This window comes from Rhodocista pekingensis, assembly GCF_042665545.1.
Classification (GTDB): Bacteria; Pseudomonadota; Alphaproteobacteria; order Azospirillales; family Azospirillaceae; genus Rhodocista; species Rhodocista pekingensis.
In genome coordinates, this window is sequence record NZ_JBHTCM010000018.1 from 192,181 (window position 1) to 209,440 (window position 17,260).

General features: G+C 70.7%; 13 protein-coding genes and 1 CRISPR repeat array. Of the genes, 5 read left to right on the forward strand and 8 right to left on the reverse strand.

What is annotated here, in order from left to right; translation table 11 throughout:
• Positions 1 to 113: 113 nt before the first annotated feature.
• Entirely contained in the window at positions 114 to 341 is a 228-nt protein-coding gene (locus ACFQPS_RS16345; RefSeq protein ID WP_377360285.1) for a hypothetical protein, read from the reverse strand.
• A gap of 85 nt (positions 342 to 426) precedes the next feature.
• Positions 427 to 636, reverse strand: coding sequence for a cold-shock protein (locus tag ACFQPS_RS16350; RefSeq protein WP_012568467.1), 210 nt, complete (start codon positions 634 to 636; stop codon positions 427 to 429).
• 339 nt (positions 637 to 975) lie between these two features.
• Between ACFQPS_RS16350 and ACFQPS_RS16355 the strand changes: the two genes are divergently transcribed.
• From ACFQPS_RS16355 to ACFQPS_RS20430, 5 genes are all read left to right on the forward strand, one after another.
• Entirely contained in the window at positions 976 to 1,656 is a 681-nt protein-coding gene (locus tag ACFQPS_RS16355) for a tellurite resistance TerB family protein (RefSeq protein WP_377360286.1), read from the forward strand.
• Positions 1,657 to 1,759: 103 nt separating this feature from the next.
• Positions 1,760 to 2,308, forward strand: coding sequence for a hypothetical protein (locus ACFQPS_RS16360; RefSeq protein ID WP_377360287.1), 549 nt, complete (start codon positions 1,760 to 1,762; stop codon positions 2,306 to 2,308).
• Between the two features lie 150 nt (positions 2,309 to 2,458).
• A complete protein-coding gene (locus ACFQPS_RS16365) occupies positions 2,459 to 3,712 on the forward strand; it encodes an MFS transporter (protein WP_377360288.1) in 1,254 nt (417 codons plus the stop codon).
• Positions 3,713 to 3,900: 188 nt separating this feature from the next.
• Complete coding sequence (locus ACFQPS_RS16370; protein WP_377360289.1) at positions 3,901 to 6,354, forward strand: TonB-dependent receptor plug domain-containing protein; 2,454 nt, start codon at positions 3,901 to 3,903, stop codon at positions 6,352 to 6,354.
• Positions 6,355 to 7,081: 727 nt separating this feature from the next.
• Positions 7,082 to 8,122 (forward strand): hypothetical protein, encoded by a 1,041-nt coding sequence (locus ACFQPS_RS20430; RefSeq protein WP_417715211.1) that lies wholly within the window; start codon positions 7,082 to 7,084, stop codon positions 8,120 to 8,122.
• Between the two features lie 1,377 nt (positions 8,123 to 9,499).
• On the opposite strand, the gene cas2e is transcribed toward ACFQPS_RS20430, so the two are convergent.
• From cas2e to casB, 6 genes are all read right to left on the reverse strand, one after another.
• Positions 9,500 to 9,802, reverse strand: coding sequence for a type I-E CRISPR-associated endoribonuclease Cas2e (gene cas2e, locus ACFQPS_RS16375; protein ID WP_377360290.1), 303 nt, complete (start codon positions 9,800 to 9,802; stop codon positions 9,500 to 9,502).
• Complete coding sequence (gene cas1e, locus ACFQPS_RS16380; RefSeq protein ID WP_377360291.1) at positions 9,802 to 10,647, reverse strand: type I-E CRISPR-associated endonuclease Cas1e; 846 nt, start codon at positions 10,645 to 10,647, stop codon at positions 9,802 to 9,804. The genes cas2e and cas1e overlap by 1 nt, the downstream gene beginning before the upstream one ends.
• A 59-nt stretch (positions 10,648 to 10,706) precedes the next feature.
• Positions 10,707 to 13,174: direct repeats of the CRISPR family, unit length 29 nt; unit sequence GGGTTCATCCCTGCGGGGGCAGGGGCGAC.
• A 482-nt stretch (positions 13,175 to 13,656) separates the two neighbouring features.
• A complete protein-coding gene (gene cas6e, locus ACFQPS_RS16385) occupies positions 13,657 to 14,457 on the reverse strand; it encodes a type I-E CRISPR-associated protein Cas6/Cse3/CasE (RefSeq protein WP_377360292.1) in 801 nt (266 codons plus the stop codon).
• Complete coding sequence (cas5e, locus tag ACFQPS_RS16390; RefSeq protein ID WP_377360293.1) at positions 14,454 to 15,296, reverse strand: type I-E CRISPR-associated protein Cas5/CasD; 843 nt, start codon at positions 15,294 to 15,296, stop codon at positions 14,454 to 14,456. Before cas5e ends, cas6e begins: the two co-directional genes overlap by 4 nt.
• Positions 15,293 to 16,600 (reverse strand): type I-E CRISPR-associated protein Cas7/Cse4/CasC, encoded by a 1,308-nt coding sequence (locus tag ACFQPS_RS16395; RefSeq protein ID WP_377360294.1) that lies wholly within the window; start codon positions 16,598 to 16,600, stop codon positions 15,293 to 15,295. The genes cas5e and ACFQPS_RS16395 overlap by 4 nt, the downstream gene beginning before the upstream one ends.
• Positions 16,593 to 17,255, reverse strand: a complete 663-nt coding sequence (gene casB / locus ACFQPS_RS16400; protein ID WP_377360295.1) for a type I-E CRISPR-associated protein Cse2/CasB — start codon at positions 17,253 to 17,255, stop codon at positions 16,593 to 16,595. The genes ACFQPS_RS16395 and casB overlap by 8 nt, the downstream gene beginning before the upstream one ends.
• Positions 17,256 to 17,260 lie beyond the last annotated feature (5 nt).

Consider the following 17,260-nt stretch of genomic DNA (forward strand, 5'->3'; position numbering starts at 1 on the left):
GCCGTACCTCTTCCGGAAGCGGGTTCTACGCCGGATGGCGGTCCCCCCCAAGCGCCGAAAGGCGGCGGTCGCCGTCCTGGGGCGCTGCGGGCCGGCAGGGCAGGGGGCGGAGGCTACTTGCCGCCCGACGGGCGGACGGTCTTGATCGGGCCGCGGGGGTTGCCCGACATCTCGGCGATCTTGCGGTCCTGCGCCTCCAGGAAGGCGCGGATGGCGCGGTCGCCGTCCAGCGGATCGACCTCCGACCGGGGGACCTTGCGGTTGGAACTGAGCGAGCCGTCCTCGTAGACGACGTCGTAGAGCATGGAGCCGGTGTCCACCGGCGGTTTTCTGCGGGCCATTCTTCTCTCCGGATGCACATGCGGAAAAGGGCACCGGTTGCCCGGTGCCCTTCTCGTTCTGAAGTCGGTAGCCTGACCGGAAAGGTCAGGCGGTCTTCAGATTCTCCGCCGAGGTCTTGCCCCGCCGGGGATCGCGCTGCTCCTCATAGGAGACGCGCTGCCCCTCCGACAGGGTGGACAGACCGGCGCGCTCGACAGCGGAGATGTGGACGAACACGTCCGCACCGCCGTTCTCGGGCTGGATGAAGCCGTAACCCTTGGTGCTATTGAACCACTTCACGGTTCCGACAGGCATTGCGCACTCCTTTTTGATTGGGAGGGCGCCGCGCGACAGACGCGACGCATCAGACTGTATCCAGGAATCGCCGCAGTCTGGGCACCCGTGGGCGGAACAGGCCGGCAGTCCGTAGCAGAATGACCCTCGGCACATGGCCCTTCCGTCGCCGCTTTGCAAGGCGTTTCCGCCATCGTCGGTGGCGCGAACCCGGGGTAGGTCGTGGGAAAGGGAGGAAGTCCGCCATCCGCGGCCACCCGTGGCGGTTCGACGCAACCGCTGCCGGGGCCGGCTGTTCTCTCCCCGGGGCGACCGCCGGGCCGGTCGCCGGCGCGATGACGGCAACAGGGAAGGCAGGCCATGGCGAACCTGACGGGACTTCTGGGGACGATGCTGGCGACGGGTCTGGGCGGGCGCAGCGCCCGTGGCCCGGTCTTCGCCCAGGGCACCACGCCCGCCGCGCCGGCGGCGCTGCACGGCGGCGGGGGCGGCTTCCGGCAGGTCGCGGGCCTCGCCTCGCTGGGATACCTGGCCTACAAGGCCTGGCAGTCGACCAAGGCGCAGAACCCCGCCGGCCAGCAGACGACCGGCGTCCATCTCCAGGGCCGCAGTGCCAGCGGCAGCGGCCCGTCGCTGGGCGACCGGCTGGGCGATCTGCTCGCGCGGGGGCCTGTCCCGGCCGGGCCGGAACCGCAGATCGCGGACGAGAAGGCGCTGCTGCTGATCCGCGCCATGGTCGCGGCGGCGAACGCCGACGGGGAGATCGACGCGGAGGAGCGCCGCCGCATCCTGGACAGCCTGGAGCGCGCCGGCGCTGGCCAGGAGGAACGCGCTCTGCTGGAGCGGGAACTGGCCGACCCGCCCTCGCTGGAGGATGTGGTGGCCGGGGTGCGCGACCAGGAGACGGCGGAGCAGGTCTATGTCGCCTCCGAACTGGCGGTCGAATCCGACGGCCGGGCCGAGCGCAACCATCTGGCCTATCTGGCCGACCGGCTGCGCCTGCCGGAAAGCCGGGTGGAGGAGCTGAAGCGGATCGCCTGAGCGGGCAGCAGCGGGCCGGCGGAACCGGGCGCGGCTTTCACAGCGCGCCCGGGGGGGCGTCCTTGGGCTGTACGCCTGCCCTGTACGCCCCTAGGAGCCGCCGATGCCCCGCATCACCCTGGACGACATCACCGAGAGCCTGTTCCTGCTGCTGAACGCGAAGGCGGACGACATCGCCAACGCCTATCTCCAGAAGGGCGGCTGGGAGGGCTGGCTCCAGGTCGAGCTGGCGAACCTGCTGAACACGCAGTTCGGCAAGACGACGAACATCCAGCGCGAGAGCCCCGATCCCTACACCGGCAACCAGAAGGCGGACCTTCTGGTGACCTGCCTGCCGGACGGTGACATGACTCCGCTGCCGCCGCCCTTCGCCATCGAGCTGAAGACGGAGTCGATCTTCCAGATGGGCTATGGCAGGACCATCGGGAAGACCGCCAAGGACGATTACGACACCATCGTCGAATACGGGCTGACCAAGAAGTACCGGTTCGCCCAGTTCGCCGTATACATGACGGACGAGGGGCACAAGTCGCTCTACACCACGCTTCTGGAAACGACCCAGAAGGATGGCGTGCCCTGGAAGGAGACGGAGATCATCACGCAGCACCACGTCATCCCCTCCTTCGGTTTCGTCCTGCTGCCCTTCCCGTGACCGCGCGGGCGGCCCCGCTCCGCCATCGGCGCGGGTTTACGGGAGGCCCGGGCCGCGGGTAGATTTTCCGCCCCGCCTGTCGCGCCCGTCCCGCTGCCGCCGGAGCCCGCCCTGACGCTCACCCCCGCCGAACGGCGCATCACCCTGCTGATGGGGTCGGTCCAGTTCGTCAGCGTGCTGTCCTTCATGATCGTGATGCCGCTGGGGCCGGACTTCACCCTGGCGCTCGGCATCCCGCCGTCGCATGTCGGCTGGATCACCGCCAGCTACACCCTCTCGGCGGCGCTTTCGGGCATCGTCTCCGCCCTGTTCATCGACCGCTACGACCGCCGCCCGGCGCTGGGCATCGCCATGACGGGGCTGGTGCTGTGCAACGTGGCGGCGGGGCTGGCGGTGGATCTGGTCAGCCTGATGGTGGCGCGGGCCGTTGCCGGGCTGTTCGGCGGCCCGGCCGGGGCGCTGGCCATCGCCGTGGTCGCCGACAACGTGCCGCCGGAGCGGCGCGGCCGGGCCATGGGCACGGTGATGGGGGCGCTGTCGGTCAGTTCCGTCGTCGGGCTGCCGCTGTCGCTGGAACTGGCGCGGCTGGCCGGCTGGCGCAGCACCTTCTTCACCGTGGCGGCGCTGGGCCTCGTGATCGTCGCCGCGGCGCTGTTCCTGCTGCCGCCGCAGCGCCGGCATCTGGCCGAGGCGGAGGCCGAGGCCCCCGTCGGGGCGGGCGTCATGGCGGCCGCCACGTCGGCCGTGCTGCGGCTCCTGCGCATCGCCGGCCGGCCGAACGCGCTGCTGGCGCTGGCGCTGGGGGCGGTCGCCATCGTGCCGGGCTTTCTGGTGGTGACGAACCTTGCCGTCTATGTCCAGTTCAACCTGGGCTTTCCGCGCGAACAGCTCGGCCTGCTCTACATGATGGGCGGGGCGGTCAGCTTCTTCGGCATGCGCTGGACCGGGCAGGCGGTGGACCGCTTCGGCTCCACCGGGGTGACGACGGTGACGACGCTGGTGCTGGTGACGCTGATCTACCTGCTGTACCTGGACTGGTCCTGGCTGGCGCTGCCGGTGATGGCCCTGGTGCCGGCCTGGATCCTGTTCAACACCGCCCGCATGGTGGCGCAGAACACGGCCATCTCCAAGGTGCCGGCCGCGGCTGAGCGGGCCGGGTTCATGGCCCTGGTGCAGTCCGTCACCCAGGTCTCTGCCGCGGCCGGGGCGGTGCTGGGGGCGGCGATCCTGGACACCGCGCCCGACGGCCGGCTGGAGCACATGCCGACCGTGGCCGGCCTTGCCATCGCCATCGGGCTGGCCGGCCCGCCGCTGATGTGGGCGCTGGAGCGGCGGCTGCCCCCGGCCGCGCCGGAGAGCCATCGGGTCAAGGCCGCGGCCAAGGTCTCCGCACCCGAGGGCTGAGACCGGCGGCGACCGTTGCCGTCGGGTGACAATCCCTACCTCAAGCCGGGATTTTTCGAAAATGTCGTTGCCGCCTTTTGCGGTGCAACGCACAGTCCTGTCGTGAAGATGTCACGAAAGGGAGGTCCGGCCGAACGGACCCCCGCAGGGGAGTTCCACCTGCGCCGATAATGAAAACAACAGGAGGCATGATGTTGACGCGGAAGTCCACGGTTGCCCGTCTCGGTCTGTTCCTGGGGGCCTGCGCCGCCCTGCTGCCGGAAACCGCCCGGGCGCAGACCTCCCCTGAACCGACGGAAGAGATCATCGTCACCGGCACGCGCCGGCTGGACCGCACGGTGTCGCAGTCGCCGGTGCCGATCGACGTGATCCCGACGGCCGATCTGCAACGCTCCGGCCTGGGCGAGCTGAACAAGGTCCTGAACAGCCTCGTCCCCTCCTTCAACTTCCCGCAGCCGACCGTCACCGACGGCACCGACCATATCCGGCCGGCCACGCTGCGCGGGCTGGGGCCGGACCACACGCTGGTCCTGGTGAACGGCAAGCGCCGGCACCAGACCTCGCTGCTGAACCTGAACGGCAGCGTCGGCCGCGGCTCCACCGGGGCGGACCTCAACAGCATTCCGACCGCCGCGATCGAGCGGATCGAGATTCTGCGCGACGGTGCCGCCGCCCAGTACGGCTCCGATGCCATTGCCGGCGTCGTCAACATCATCCTGAAGGACGGGGCGGAAGGCGGTCTGGTCAGCGGCACCGTCGGCCAGCATTACGAGGGCGACGGCACCCTCTGGCACGCCCAGTCCAATGTCGGCCTGCCGCTGGGCGGGGCCGGCGGCTTCGTCAATCTGACGGCGGAATACCGCGACCGCGGCCGCACCAACCGCCAGGGACCGGACACCCGGCAGCAGTACAACACCCTGCCGAACGGCCAGCCGGACCCGCGTGAGGCCACGATCGACCGCACCGACAATTTCCGCTACGGCGACAGCTCGGTCGAGGATATCAACCTCTTCTACAATCTGGGCCTGCCGCTGGCCGATGGTGTGGAGGCCTATTCCTTCGGCAACTACGGCCGGCGCGAGGGGGAGTCGGGGGCGTTCTGGCGGCGGCCGCGCGACGCCTCCAACGTCCGCGCGATCTATCCCGACGGGTTCCTGCCGCTGATCACCTCGCAGATCGACGACCTGTCGGTCGCCGGCGGCGTGCGCGGGGAGGCCGGCCGCACCAACTGGGACATCAGCACGGTCTACGGGCGCAACTATTTCCCCTACCGGATCAAGGACACGGTCAACGCCACCTTCGGCACGGACAGCCCGACCGAGTTCTTCGCCGGCGACCTGCTGTACCAGCAGGTGGTGAGCAATGCCGACGCCGCGCGCGAGTTCGACATCGGCCTGCCGGCGCCGGTCAGCGTCGCTGGCGGGCTGGAGTGGCGGCACGAGAACTTCCAGATCGGCCGCGGCGAGTTCGGCTCCTGGGCCGATGGCGGGGTGAAGGTGCTGGACAATGCCGCCGCCTCGCCGATCGGGTCGCAGCCCTCGCCGGGGGCGCAGGGCTTCCCCGGCTTCCGTCCCGCCGACGAGGTGGACGAGAGCCGCTCCTCGCAGAGCGCCTACATCGACCTGGAGACGAACCTGACGCCCGACCTGCTGCTCAGCCTCGCCGGGCGGGTGGAGCACTACAGCGATTTCGGCTGGACGGAGTCGGGCAAGATCGCGGCGAAGTACGACATCACCGATGCCTTCGCCCTGCGTGGCGCGGTCAGCAACGGCTTCCGCGCGCCGTCGCTGCAACAGAGCTTCTTCACCTCCACCTCGACGACCTATATCGGCGGCGTGCCCTATGAGATCCGCACCTTCCGCACGGACGATCCCATCGCCCAGGCGCTGGGGGCGGAGGATCTGAAGGCGGAGAAGTCGGTCAACTACAGCCTGGGCTTTACCAGCCGGCCGTTCGAGGGCGCCACCCTGACCGTGGACGCCTACCGGATCGAGATCGACGACCGCATCGTGCTGTCGGAGAACCTGACCGGCACGGCCGTGCAGAACTTCCTGGCCGCCCGCGGCTTCTTCGGCGTCACCGGCGGGCGCTTCTTCACCAACGCCATCGACACCCGCACCCAGGGCGTCGACGTGGTCGGCACCTACCGTCTGGACCTGTCGGAGGCCGGCCAGATCCTCTTCACCGCCGGGGCCAACTTCAACGACACCAAGGTCACGGACGTGAAGCCGAACCCGGAGACGCTCCAGGCCGTGGGGCTGAACCTGGTCCGCTTCGCGCGGGTGGAGGAGGGGCGCTTCACCGAGGCGCAGCCGCAGGACAAGGTGAACCTCTCCGCCGTCTGGTCGTGGCAGGGGCTGGACGTGACGCTGAAGGGCACGCGCTACGGCGAATTCACTGCCCGCAACGCCAACCCGGCGCTCGACCAGACCTTCGGGCCCGAATGGGTGGTCGATGCCGAGGCCGCCTACGAGGTGGTGGAGGGGCTGACGCTGGCCGTGGGGGCGAACAACCTGTTCGACCAGTACCCCGACACGGTGATCCCCGGCGCCAACACCAGTGGCTTCGCGCAGTACAGCAACTTCTCGCCGTTCGGCTTCAACGGCGGCTTCTACTACGCCCGCGTCGCCTACTCCTGGTGACCCACGGCCGGGGGGCGGAAGCGCCCCCCGGACCACACCGTCGGTCCGCACCCGGTCGGCTCTTGCCTGTCGGGCTGCGCGCTTCCGCTCCGCAGGTCACGGCCTCGGGCACCGCCCGCGGGGGCGACGCCCGCTGCCGGGCGCGACGATGCCGGGCGCGAAGAAGAAGGGACCCCCGCAGCGGCCGGGGGCCGCTTGACCGGGGATGAAGGCGGGCATAGAGCAGGCAAGCCGCCGCGACGCCCGGCAACCGCGATCCGGGGCCGGGGCCCGCCAGCGGCGGGTCACGGTAAAGAGGAGAGTAGCGTACCTCCGCGGCGGCGCCCTGCTCCGATCCTCCTCCCCGACGGTCCTGCCGGGCAGGGACCATGCCAGCGCGCGTAGGGGAAAGTGCGCGTAGGGGAAAGCGCGGTAGGGGAAGGTGACACGGCTGGAGCCGACCCGGCGGCCCCGATTGCCCGCGGCTCTTGCCCTGGGACGTCTGTCATCGGGGGAGGGGCGGCTGCCGCGGGGGTGCGTCACGTCCCCATGCGCCCGGCCCTTTCGGACCCGGCGCCGGACCCGTCTTCCGGACGCGGCAGCCTGTCGAGAGTAAGGCGCACTCTCCGACGGGAGCAAGCCCTCATCCACCCCTCCGCTCCAGGGGAAGACGGCTCATCCCTGCGTGTGCAGGGGGAGGTGGAGTCGCACGAGCGACCGGGCGCGGCCCCAGGGTTCATCCCTGCACATGCAGGGGAAGGTCGAGGGCCGCCTGAAGCCCAGTCACGTTGGCGGGTTCATCCCTGCACATGCAGGGGAAGGCCGGCCGGCGGCGGACGGGTCACACGCGGAGGAATACGAGGGCTTCACCCTTCCGCTGCGCGGGGGCGGCGGCCCTTTCCTTGTCATTGCGGCCTCAGCCCCCAACCCCTACAATATCCTGGGGCACGAGGCCGCCCATCTGAACCTGCGGGAGGGACGGGTCGATGACGGACGATACGGACGGTTCTTCCGCCAGGACGCCGGCTGGATCGACGAACGGTATCGACTGGACGAGGGTCTCTATCCACCCCGCCGGCTCGGCGAGGAGCGCTACGCACACCTCGCCGGGGAATTCATCGGCGGATGGGCCCCCGTTGGAGATCGTGGGCACGCTGTCGGCCCGCAGGACCTATCCCCTGAGCGACTGACCCCCCACCGGGATCTCCTGGAGGATCTGGGCAGCGGCCGTACCGGCGCGCTGGCTGGCCGGCCGGCGATCCGCGACGCCTACATCCACGAAGTCACGCGGGGCGTGGGCCCAGACGATCCGCGCCTGCCTACCCCCGGCCAGGTGGCCCGGCTCGGCCTCGGCCTCGGCGTCGGGCGCGGCGTCGGCTCCGGCGATCGGCCCCAGTTCTCCATCACGGTCGGGGACCCGCCCGCCGGAGCCGACGCCGAAGCCGTGGCGCGGCTGCGCGCGGCCCTCGCGCCGGTGGCGGGGCTGATCGCGCCGGATGTCTGGTCCCTGGAGACCGGGCTCGCCGGCCGGCCCCTGAACCGGGAGACCATCGTGGCCATGGCGCCGCGGGACTTCCTCCAGCTGGTCCCGCCGCGCGACCGGGAGGACGGCCTCGCGGAGGGTTCATCCCTGCACATGCAGGGGAAGGGAGATCCTGCACCTGGTCCGCCGTCACGAAACGGGTTCATCCCTGCACATGCAGGGGAAGGACCGTCATGCCGATATGGTCCCACTCGGGCTTGGGTTCATCCCTGCACATGCAGGGGAAAGCGCCCCTCCAGCGTGTAGCACCGGCCGCCGTCGGGTTCATCCCTGCACATGCAGGGGAAAGCCCTGCGCCGCCCTGGCAGCGGCGACGCGCTCGGGTTCATCCCTGCACATGCAGGGGAAAGAGATCCTGATGGGCCGCGACCGCCTCGGAGGCGGGTTCATCCCTGCACATGCAGGGGAAAGGGCAATAGTACCAGCTCTCGTCGGTCAACTTCGGGTTCATCCCTGCACATGCAGGGGAAAGTTGATGTGCGGTTCGGCGCGCAAGGCAGCCGGGGGTTCATCCCTGCACATGCAGGGGAAAGCGGAACATATTCAAACTCGCTGGCCTACGTATGGGTTCATCCCTGCACATGCAGGGGAAAGCTGCTGGAGGGCGGGAATGTCGAGCGGCACCTGGGTTCATCCCTGCACATGCAGGGGAAAGGACCAGGCGAAGCTGCTGGCCGCTCTGCGCGGGGGTTCATCCCTGCACATGCAGGGGAAAGTGCAGGTCGGCCTGGGCGGCGGCGAAGGCGGCGGGCGACAAGGGTTCATCCCTGCACATGCAGGGGAAAGACGGCGCGCTTCATCCACACTTGTTCCGGCTGGGGTTCATCCCTGCACATGCAGGGGAAAGGGCTTCAAGCGCCTCGGGTGGCTGGTCCGGGCGGGTTCATCCCTGCACATGCAGGGGAAAGGTGCGGGCCGAGGTGCTGAATCTGCTGCCCCAGGGTTCATCCCTGCACATGCAGGGGAAAGCCCGGGCGTCCGGAACCCCGGCCGCCGCCCGGCGGTTCATCCCTGCACATGCAGGGGAAAGTGGCGAAGCGGCGCAACATCGGGAGGTGTGAGGGGTTCATCCCTGCACATGCAGGGGAAAGGTGAAGGCGACGCCGCCGTCCCGCACGTCCGTGGGTTCATCCCTGCACATGCAGGGGAAAGGCGAACTTGGCGGCGTCCTTGGTCGCCGCGTTGGGTTCATCCCTGCACATGCAGGGGAAAGGGGTTTAGCCGACCCGTGACCGCACCGGGGCCGGGTTCATCCCTGCACATGCAGGGGAAAGTTGAAGTCGCCCAGCGGACTTTCCAGGTCCAGGGGTTCATCCCTGCACATGCAGGGGAAAGGACGGCGGCACCGGCGCCCTATCGGTCGTCGCGGGTTCATCCCTGCACATGCAGGGGAAAGCGTGACCCGGCCCGCCTCCCCGAAGGCCACCAGGGTTCATCCCTGCACATGCAGGGGAAAGCGTAGCACCATGTCCTCCCTCGACAGCAGGATCGGTTCATCCCTGCACATGCAGGGGAAAGCAGACGGTGCAGACGCGCAGCGTGCCGGACGGGGGTTCATCCCTGCACATGCAGGGGAAAGGGTGGCCGCAGGGGTTTGAAAGAACGATGCTTTCCGGGAAAAGTCTAGGTCTTTTCTTCGGCTTTTCTGCGCAGGGCGTGGTGGTCGTCGTAATCGATGATGGTTCGTTTCGGGGCGCCCAGGCTGCGCAAATCCAGATCCATGGTTTTCGTGGTATCGCGGTGGATCATCAGGACCATGCCGCGCGGTTCCGCCTCCCACCAGCGGGTCAGGATGTCCCAGATCCGCTCGCGGGAGCCCTTGTCCAGGTCCATGCTGACATAGACGCCGGGATGCACGTTCAGCATCACGGAGCGCAGGAACCCGTGGAACCGGTCGGCGGTGTCGGACAGGCAGATCACGATCATCAGGCCAGCACCTCCTTGATGTCGTCGATGACGGTGTCGATGAACCCCGTATCGCGCACATGGGCGGAGACGGCGCGGCGGCAGATCCGGTCCAGGCTGTCCGTCGCGCCCTGGTCGATCCGCTTCACACAGCGGAAGGCGAGGGGCACCGTGACCGACGTCCGGTACAGGTCGCAGATGTCCAGGGTCCAGCTCTTCGCGCTGTCCTCGTGCAGGAAGCCCAGGGGCGGCAGGGTGCCGGTGGCCTGGACGGCGATGGCGACACAGGCCTCCACCGCGGTCACCACATGGTTGATGGCCTGGTTGGGCAGATCGTCGCCGTCGGGGTCGCTGCGGTCGAACCGGCGGCCGCGCCAGACGATCCCCGCCTGGGCGGCGATCAGCTCATAGCTGTGCCTGATCCGCGCCGCCTCCATCCCCCGCAGGCTGTCCAGCGAGGTGGCGCGCGGCGTCTCCCCGAACCGCTTCGCGTACATGCGCTTGGCCACCATGATCCGGGTGCTCTCCCCCGCCCACCAGGTGGCCTGCTGCCGGGCCAGCGTGCTGTCCCGGTCGAACAGCGGCGGGGCGGTGTACAGCCGCGTCCCGTCGGACCCGACGAAGGCGAGACAGGTGCCATGCCCGGAACAGTGGCGCACGGCGTCATGGGTGATGGAACTGCCGGGGCCCAGCAGCACGGCGTTCAGCCGCTGGTACGGCAGTTCCAGCTCCTCCCCCCTGTCGTCGAAGGCGATGACCAGACTGCCGTTGTCGATGGACAGCCGGCAGCGCTCCACATAGATCAACCCGTTGCGGGATTTCTGGGGAATCCGGGCCGCATCCAGGCCCAGCCGGCCTTTGAGCATGTCGAGGAACCTCCTGTCCGTGAAAAAGGGGAGCGGGCCGCGGACCCGCCCCGTGCGGTGGGCTCATCCCTGCGGGGGCAGGGGCGACGCCGACGGCTACTTCGACTTCGACCTGATGATGGGTTCATCCCTGCGGGGGCAGGGGCGACGTCAGCGCACGGGCCGCGGCCACCTCCTGGTCGGGTTCATCCCTGCGGGGGCAGGGGCGACGCGGCCGTGGCCGCCGGGCTGGACGGCATGGGGGGTTCATCCCTGCGGGGGCAGGGGCGACCGCTGGCCGGCCCGCAGGTTGTAGCCGGTGGGGGGTTCATCCCTGCGGGGGCAGGGGCGACCTCCAGAAATCCCTCGGCCAGTCCGTCCAGCAGGGTTCATCCCTGCGGGGGCAGGGGCGACAATACGGAGAGCGTCGCCGCCCGGCAGGCGCGGGGTTCATCCCTGCGGGGGCAGGGGCGACTTCCCGACCGCCAGCTATTCCGGTGACGACAAGGGTTCATCCCTGCGGGGGCAGGGGCGACGACCGTCGGCGCCATCATTGCCGGCCCGACCAGGGTTCATCCCTGCGGGGGCAGGGGCGACGTCCAGGCCCAGGCAGATCATGGTGGCCTCACGGGTTCATCCCTGCGGGGGCAGGGGCGACCACGCCTCGGCCAAGGTGAGCCCGGGGCCGCCGGGTTCATCCCTGCGGGGGCAGGGGCGACGCCTTGGCGCCGAAGGCGGCCGAGTGCTGGTTGGGTTCATCCCTGCGGGGGCAGGGGCGACACGGGCCCCTGGGTGAAGGGGGTGCCCGTCAGGGGTTCATCCCTGCGGGGGCAGGGGCGACTCCAGCACTCTGGCCTGGAGCGTGTCCATGCGGGTTCATCCCTGCGGGGGCAGGGGCGACCGACACACGTCTGTCGTCGACAGCGCAGGTCGGGGTTCATCCCTGCGGGGGCAGGGGCGACCGCACCTTGTCGCGACCGACCTGCCCGGGGGTGGGTTCATCCCTGCGGGGGCAGGGGCGACGCTGATACCACGAAGCCGCTGTCGAATGCGGTGGGTTCATCCCTGCGGGGGCAGGGGCGACTCCAGCGTCCCCGGCTCCCACTGACCATCGGTGGGTTCATCCCTGCGGGGGCAGGGGCGACACGAAGTTCTGCGACTGCCCGGTTAGGTCCCGGGGTTCATCCCTGCGGGGGCAGGGGCGACTAGTTCAGCGCATTCTGCACCTGGTCAGCGCTGGGTTCATCCCTGCGGGGGCAGGGGCGACCTATAGGGGGACCGCCCCTGTTTCTGGTCCTGGGGTTCATCCCTGCGGGGGCAGGGGCGACGCCCACCCGAAGACCTGCCGCAGCGCCTTGACGGGTTCATCCCTGCGGGGGCAGGGGCGACTGGCGATTGCCAATTCAGCCTTTGTCGGCATGGGGTTCATCCCTGCGGGGGCAGGGGCGACGCCTACCTGCTGCCGAACGGTGAGCCCAGGCGGGGTTCATCCCTGCGGGGGCAGGGGCGACTCATCGGCCCGGACCAGCTCCGGCGCCTGCGTGGGTTCATCCCTGCGGGGGCAGGGGCGACGGCCAGCTCCAGCCGCCAGACAAGGCGGTCGTCGGTTCATCCCTGCGGGGGCAGGGGCGACAAGGCCCGGAAGCGCTCGGCCGTCCCCGCGGCGGGTTCATCCCTGCGGGGGCAGGGGCGACGGCCGGCGGTCCACGACCTATGAGCTACAGGAGGGTTCATCCCTGCGGGGGCAGGGGCGACTTGAGGAAATCGGTGAGTTTGTCTTCCCCGATGGGTTCATCCCTGCGGGGGCAGGGGCGACGTCGATCCCACCGACGGCACGCAGAAGGTCGTGGGTTCATCCCTGCGGGGGCAGGGGCGACGTGTTGCTGGTCAGGCCGAAGGACGACGTCCGGGGTTCATCCCTGCGGGGGCAGGGGCGACACAGGTCGACCCAGCGCGGCCCCGCTACGGCGGGGTTCATCCCTGCGGGGGCAGGGGCGACCTGATGCCGCACCCCCTTCCTGTCCGCGAGCGGGGTTCATCCCTGCGGGGGCAGGGGCGACCTTCAGGACCGCATCGCGACGCTGGAGCGCGAGGGTTCATCCCTGCGGGGGCAGGGGCGACATCGCCGCTACGGAGATGATAACGCCCGTCAGGGGTTCATCCCTGCGGGGGCAGGGGCGACTGGCGAAGCGGCGCAACATCGGGAGGTGTGAGGGGTTCATCCCTGCGGGGGCAGGGGCGACACGGGTAACGGCTTCGCCGATGGACTGTTCGGGGGTTCATCCCTGCGGGGGCAGGGGCGACAAGCGCTGTTCCTCTCCTTGTCGGTGCATTGGGGGTTCATCCCTGCGGGGGCAGGGGCGACTCTGGACCAGCGCCTGGGGGCTTGGCGCTTCGGGGTTCATCCCTGCGGGGGCAGGGGCGACGCCGTCGCGGTCGCGGCCTCCAGCGTGCCGAGGGGTTCATCCCTGCGGGGGCAGGGGCGACGGACTGAACGTCCTTGAGGCGGCCCGGGCACGGGGTTCATCCCTGCGGGGGCAGGGGCGACTGTGGTGGCAACGGGTTGGTCGGGAACGGATTTCCGACGGAAGTCTTGCCTGTTCTATCCCCTTGTCACGGAGGCTGCAAGTCCTGCAAGTCATGGGTGCCCGTCGGGCGGGTGATCCCGGGTCCGGGGGCGGGGGGTGGAAGTCTCTGCCGGGGTCTGATCCTGGCTGTTTCTTTCCATGCCGAGCTGCGACGGGCCGTGCCCCCGTGCCCCCGTGCCCCCGTGCCCCCGAGGCGCCGTCCGCGGGGGCCCGCGCTGATCCAGAAGACAACCAGGATCACCGTCGCCGGGCGCCCCCGCTTCCGCTGCTCCGTCGGTTGCTGTGCGGGCACCGCCCGCGGGGCCGCCGCCCGGCGGGGTCGGCCGGGCGGCGGAGGGTCGGTATTCACGATGTCCAGGACCCGGTGCCCGCGCGGCGGTCCGTGCCCCTGTCCCCTGCCGGCGGGCCGCGCCCGGCGGGCAGGGGGCTCAGGGGGCGGGGCTCAGCGGGCGGGGGCGATCTGCATCAGGCCGTTGCCATAGGCGCGACCGGCGCCCAACCCCTGGACCAGCGTGGCGTGGAAGGCCTGCGGGTCCGTCACGGTCAGCAGGCCCTCATAGATGACGGCGCCGAAGCGGATGGAGCGGTCGCGTCCGCCCCGTCCCGCGCCGGCGCGCAGGCTGGCACGGTCATAGTCCAGCACCTCCACCGCCCCCTCGACGGGGGCGAAACCGCCCCGCCGGCCCTGCCGGGCCAGCCAGTCCAGGGCCGCGTGCTCCGCCGCCTTCTCCAGATCCTCCGGCGTGCGCTGCTCCTCCGGCAGGTCGTGCCAGGCGGCGACGATCACGTCCTGCCGCCGGCCGCGCCGCTCGCCCGGCCGGGGCTGCCAGCGGCTGGCCACCGCCCGCAGGCGGAACCGCAGGGTCAGGCCCGGTGCCAGCGCCGGTTCGAACGGGCGGGTGGTGATGGTCCAGACACCGCCCAGCCCGTCCTCCGGCGGCACCCGCGACCGGACGATGGCGGAGAAGGGGCGTGTCCCCTCCACATGGAACAGGAACAGCCCCTCCCGCCGCGCCGCCGGGCGGTCGGGGAACAGGGTCCAGAGCATGCGGTGCGCGAACTGCCCGTCCTGGCGCCGCATGTCGGGTCCCAGGATGGACTGCAGGGCCGCCGGGCTGCGCGGGGCCAGGACGACCCGGCTCTCCCAGACGGGGCCCGTCACCGCCGGCGCCCGGTCCGGCTGACTCCCGGGCGCGTTCTCCGGTACGTCTTCCAGCGCGTCCTCCTGGTCGATGTCCGTCATGCCGCCCCTCCTGTCGTCGCCGCGGGCCGGGGCAGGGTGGCCACCAGCTCCGTCCGCTCCTGGAAGCGCTGATAGATGCGGCCGCCCGGCAGGGGCAGGGGATCGAGCCGGTCCCGCCGCCGCAGGGCGCGCAGGGCGCCCGTCGCCGCATCCGCCACGGGCGCGCCGGGATAGTCCTCGTCGACGGCCAGGGTCTGCACGGCTTCCGCCGCCTCCACCGCCCTGCGCAGCAGGAACAGCGGCCGGTCCAGGCCCGGCTTCCGCTGCCACGGCCAGCCATACTCCAGCAGGACGGACAGGGGGCCGGGGCCGGTCCGCACCTCCGGATCGGGGGGCAGGCCCAGGGTGCAGGCCTTGCGCCCGGCATAGAGCGGCCAGCGCGGCGTGCGCAGCGCCTGCGCCAGCCGGTCCAGCGGCACGCCAACCGGGTCCAGGGAGGCCACCGCCACGGTCCACAGGCCCAGGGACCAGTATTCCCGCCGGGACAGGAGCGCCCCCTCCTGGTGCCCGCCCGCCAGCGCGGGGCGCAGTTCCTCGAACCGGGACCAGTGCTCCCGCCCCTCCGGCCGGTGGGCGCGGCTGATGGTGTGGTAGTCGGGCTGCGGGTCGCGGGTGGGGCGGATGCCGGTGCGCACGGCGAACCGCAGCGCCTCCGACAGGCGGCCGAGATGCGCCCGCTCCAGCCCCAGCGCCGCCCCCAGCAGACCGGTGAGCGCGGAGCGGGAAGGGGCCAGCTCCGTCGCCTTCCAGGCGGTGGTGGCCGACGACTGCGACGCCGCCCCCCAGGCGCCGTAGGGCGCCGCCAGCGTGAAGCACAGATGCGCGACAGGCTCCGTCATGCGCCCCGCCCCTGCACGAACCGCCGCAGTTCCTCCACCGTCCAGACCTCCGGCGCCCGGGGAGCGTCGTTGCCGCGGGCGGGGGGATAGGCGTTCAGGACGCAGACCGCGTTGCCCAGGCTGTAGGCGGCGGTCAGGTCGCGGTGGAAGTCCGTCAGGCGCCGGATGGACGCGCACATCAGGTCGGTGACGTCCTCCGTCGCCTTCACCGGGTCCAGGAAGGCCAGCCCCAGATTCAGGGCCGGATCGCCGCCGCGGGTCGCCAGGACATAGCTGGCGGCCACGTCGCTGGCGTGGCTGTTGCACTTGCCGCGCGGCTGGGAGAACAGCAGGCCGGTCAGGAACGTGTCCACCGCCTGCACGGTCAGCCGCTCCGCCTCTTCCGCGCTGCGGCCCCGGGACAGGGTGGTGCGCAGGTGGCCGCGGTCCAGCACCGCATGCTGGTAGTAGACGCCGCCGCCGAAGAAGGCATAGCCGGTGATGGCAGCCCCCGTGCCGCCCAGCACCTTCAGTTCCTCCCCGGCGGAGAAATAGTCCCCCTCCACGGCGAAGCGGTGGGTGGTGAAGGCATGGCCGACGGCGCAGGCGGCCTCCACGTTGAAATCGGCGTCCGCCGCCACCATGCGCCCGAACAGGGCGGTGTCCAGGTCGTGGTCGGCCCGGGTCAGCAGGCTTTCCTTGCACACCTGCCGGACCCAGCCCTCCAGCACGGCGGGGAAGCCGTCGCGGTCCGCGGCCCAGGCGGCGGTCAGGTGGGCGATGCCCTCCTCGATCCGCGCGAACTCCCGCGTGGAGATGACGAGACCCTGTTCCGTGCGGACCTGTCCGGTCAGCCACTCCTGTTCCGCGGCCGCCCGGTCCAGCCCCTGCTTTTCCATCATATCGGTAATGGCCTTTTCCTTCTTCTTGTAGGCGTCCGACTGCTTCTTCTGATCGGGGGCGGCGATGGCCTGGGCATCCTCCGCCTTGGGGGGCTTGCCGCCGCCGCCGGTGGCATGGTTCACCGCCAGCGCCGCCCAGACGGCGGAGGTGGTGTCGATCCCCGCCGCGGTAAGCTTCAGGAAGGTGTGGATGCCCGCCTCGCGCGTGCGGGTGGCGCGCTGGGCCGTGGGGAAATGGGGGGCGAAGCGCAGGGCCCGCTTCTTCGCCTGGCTGGAGATGCGGCCCCGCATCACCCCGCCCAACTGGCAGGTCTTGGGCCGCCCGTCCTCGTCCCGGTTGACATTGTGCGGCGGGAACGCGGTCAGCACATGGAACTGGATCATGTCCGCGACGGCCACGGGGGGCAGCAGGCTGTCAGGCATCGTTGGGCTCCATCAGGTCGGCGAAGGCGTCATGGTTGGTCTGGAAATAGGACAGCAGGATCTGGCGCCGGGCCGCATCCCGGGCGGCCGGCCGGTGCCAGGCCTCGACGACACGGGCGATGTCGGCGACGGGCGCCTTTTCCTCCAGCAGGCGGATGGCGCCGCGCAGCAGGCGCAGGAACTCGTCCGGGTCGTCCGCCGTGCAGATCAGGCGCAGCCGGTCGCCGCTGACCCGCGGCTTCCCCGTGTCCGGCCGGCGCACGGCGAAGGCGCGACCCAGAGCGGCCCCGGTCCGCTGCCTCCGCACGTTCGGCGTGGGGGCGTCGTCGTCGCCGTCCAGGGCGGCACCGGTCTGCACCTTCAGCGTGTCCGTATCCGTGTCCACCGTGGCGAGCGCCATGGCGATGCGGGCCACCGTCTCGGCCTCGGGGTGACGATCCGTCCGGGCGTTCGCCATCAGGGCGGCGGGCAGGGCATAACTGGCGGGCACCATGCAGGCCTCCGTCACGGTCTGCGCCCGGCGCAGGGCGGCGCGATCGCCGCGGGCCAGCGGGTTCTGCAAGGCGGCGAACCAGCGTTCGACCGCGGTGCGCTTTCTTTTCTCGGGCGTTGCGTCCGGCGGGGTGTCCGCCGGGTCCTTTCCGGTCTCACTCATGCGTC

What these genes read in the sequence shown, in the direction of transcription:
- ACFQPS_RS16370 (WP_377360289.1), top strand. Translation starts at nt 3,901, where the DNA reads ATGATGTTGACGCGGAAGTCCACGGTTGCCCGTCTCGGTCTGTTCCTG.
- ACFQPS_RS16350 (WP_012568467.1), bottom strand. Translation starts at nt 636, where the DNA reads ATGCCTGTCGGAACCGTGAAGTGGTTCAATAGCACCAAGGGTTACGGC.
- ACFQPS_RS16355 (WP_377360286.1), top strand. Translation starts at nt 976, where the DNA reads ATGGCGAACCTGACGGGACTTCTGGGGACGATGCTGGCGACGGGTCTG.
- casB (WP_377360295.1), bottom strand. Translation starts at nt 17,255, where the DNA reads ATGAGTGAGACCGGAAAGGACCCGGCGGACACCCCGCCGGACGCAACG.
- cas1e (WP_377360291.1), bottom strand. Translation starts at nt 10,647, where the DNA reads ATGCTCAAAGGCCGGCTGGGCCTGGATGCGGCCCGGATTCCCCAGAAA.
- ACFQPS_RS20430 (WP_417715211.1), top strand. Translation starts at nt 7,082, where the DNA reads ATGCAGGGGAAGGTCGAGGGCCGCCTGAAGCCCAGTCACGTTGGCGGG.
- cas2e (WP_377360290.1), bottom strand. Translation starts at nt 9,802, where the DNA reads ATGATCGTGATCTGCCTGTCCGACACCGCCGACCGGTTCCACGGGTTC.
- ACFQPS_RS16395 (WP_377360294.1), bottom strand. Translation starts at nt 16,600, where the DNA reads ATGCCTGACAGCCTGCTGCCCCCCGTGGCCGTCGCGGACATGATCCAG.
- ACFQPS_RS16345 (WP_377360285.1), bottom strand. Translation starts at nt 341, where the DNA reads ATGGCCCGCAGAAAACCGCCGGTGGACACCGGCTCCATGCTCTACGAC.
- ACFQPS_RS16365 (WP_377360288.1), top strand. Translation starts at nt 2,459, where the DNA reads ATGGGGTCGGTCCAGTTCGTCAGCGTGCTGTCCTTCATGATCGTGATG.
- ACFQPS_RS16360 (WP_377360287.1), top strand. Translation starts at nt 1,760, where the DNA reads ATGCCCCGCATCACCCTGGACGACATCACCGAGAGCCTGTTCCTGCTG.
- cas5e (WP_377360293.1), bottom strand. Translation starts at nt 15,296, where the DNA reads ATGACGGAGCCTGTCGCGCATCTGTGCTTCACGCTGGCGGCGCCCTAC.
- cas6e (WP_377360292.1), bottom strand. Translation starts at nt 14,457, where the DNA reads ATGACGGACATCGACCAGGAGGACGCGCTGGAAGACGTACCGGAGAAC.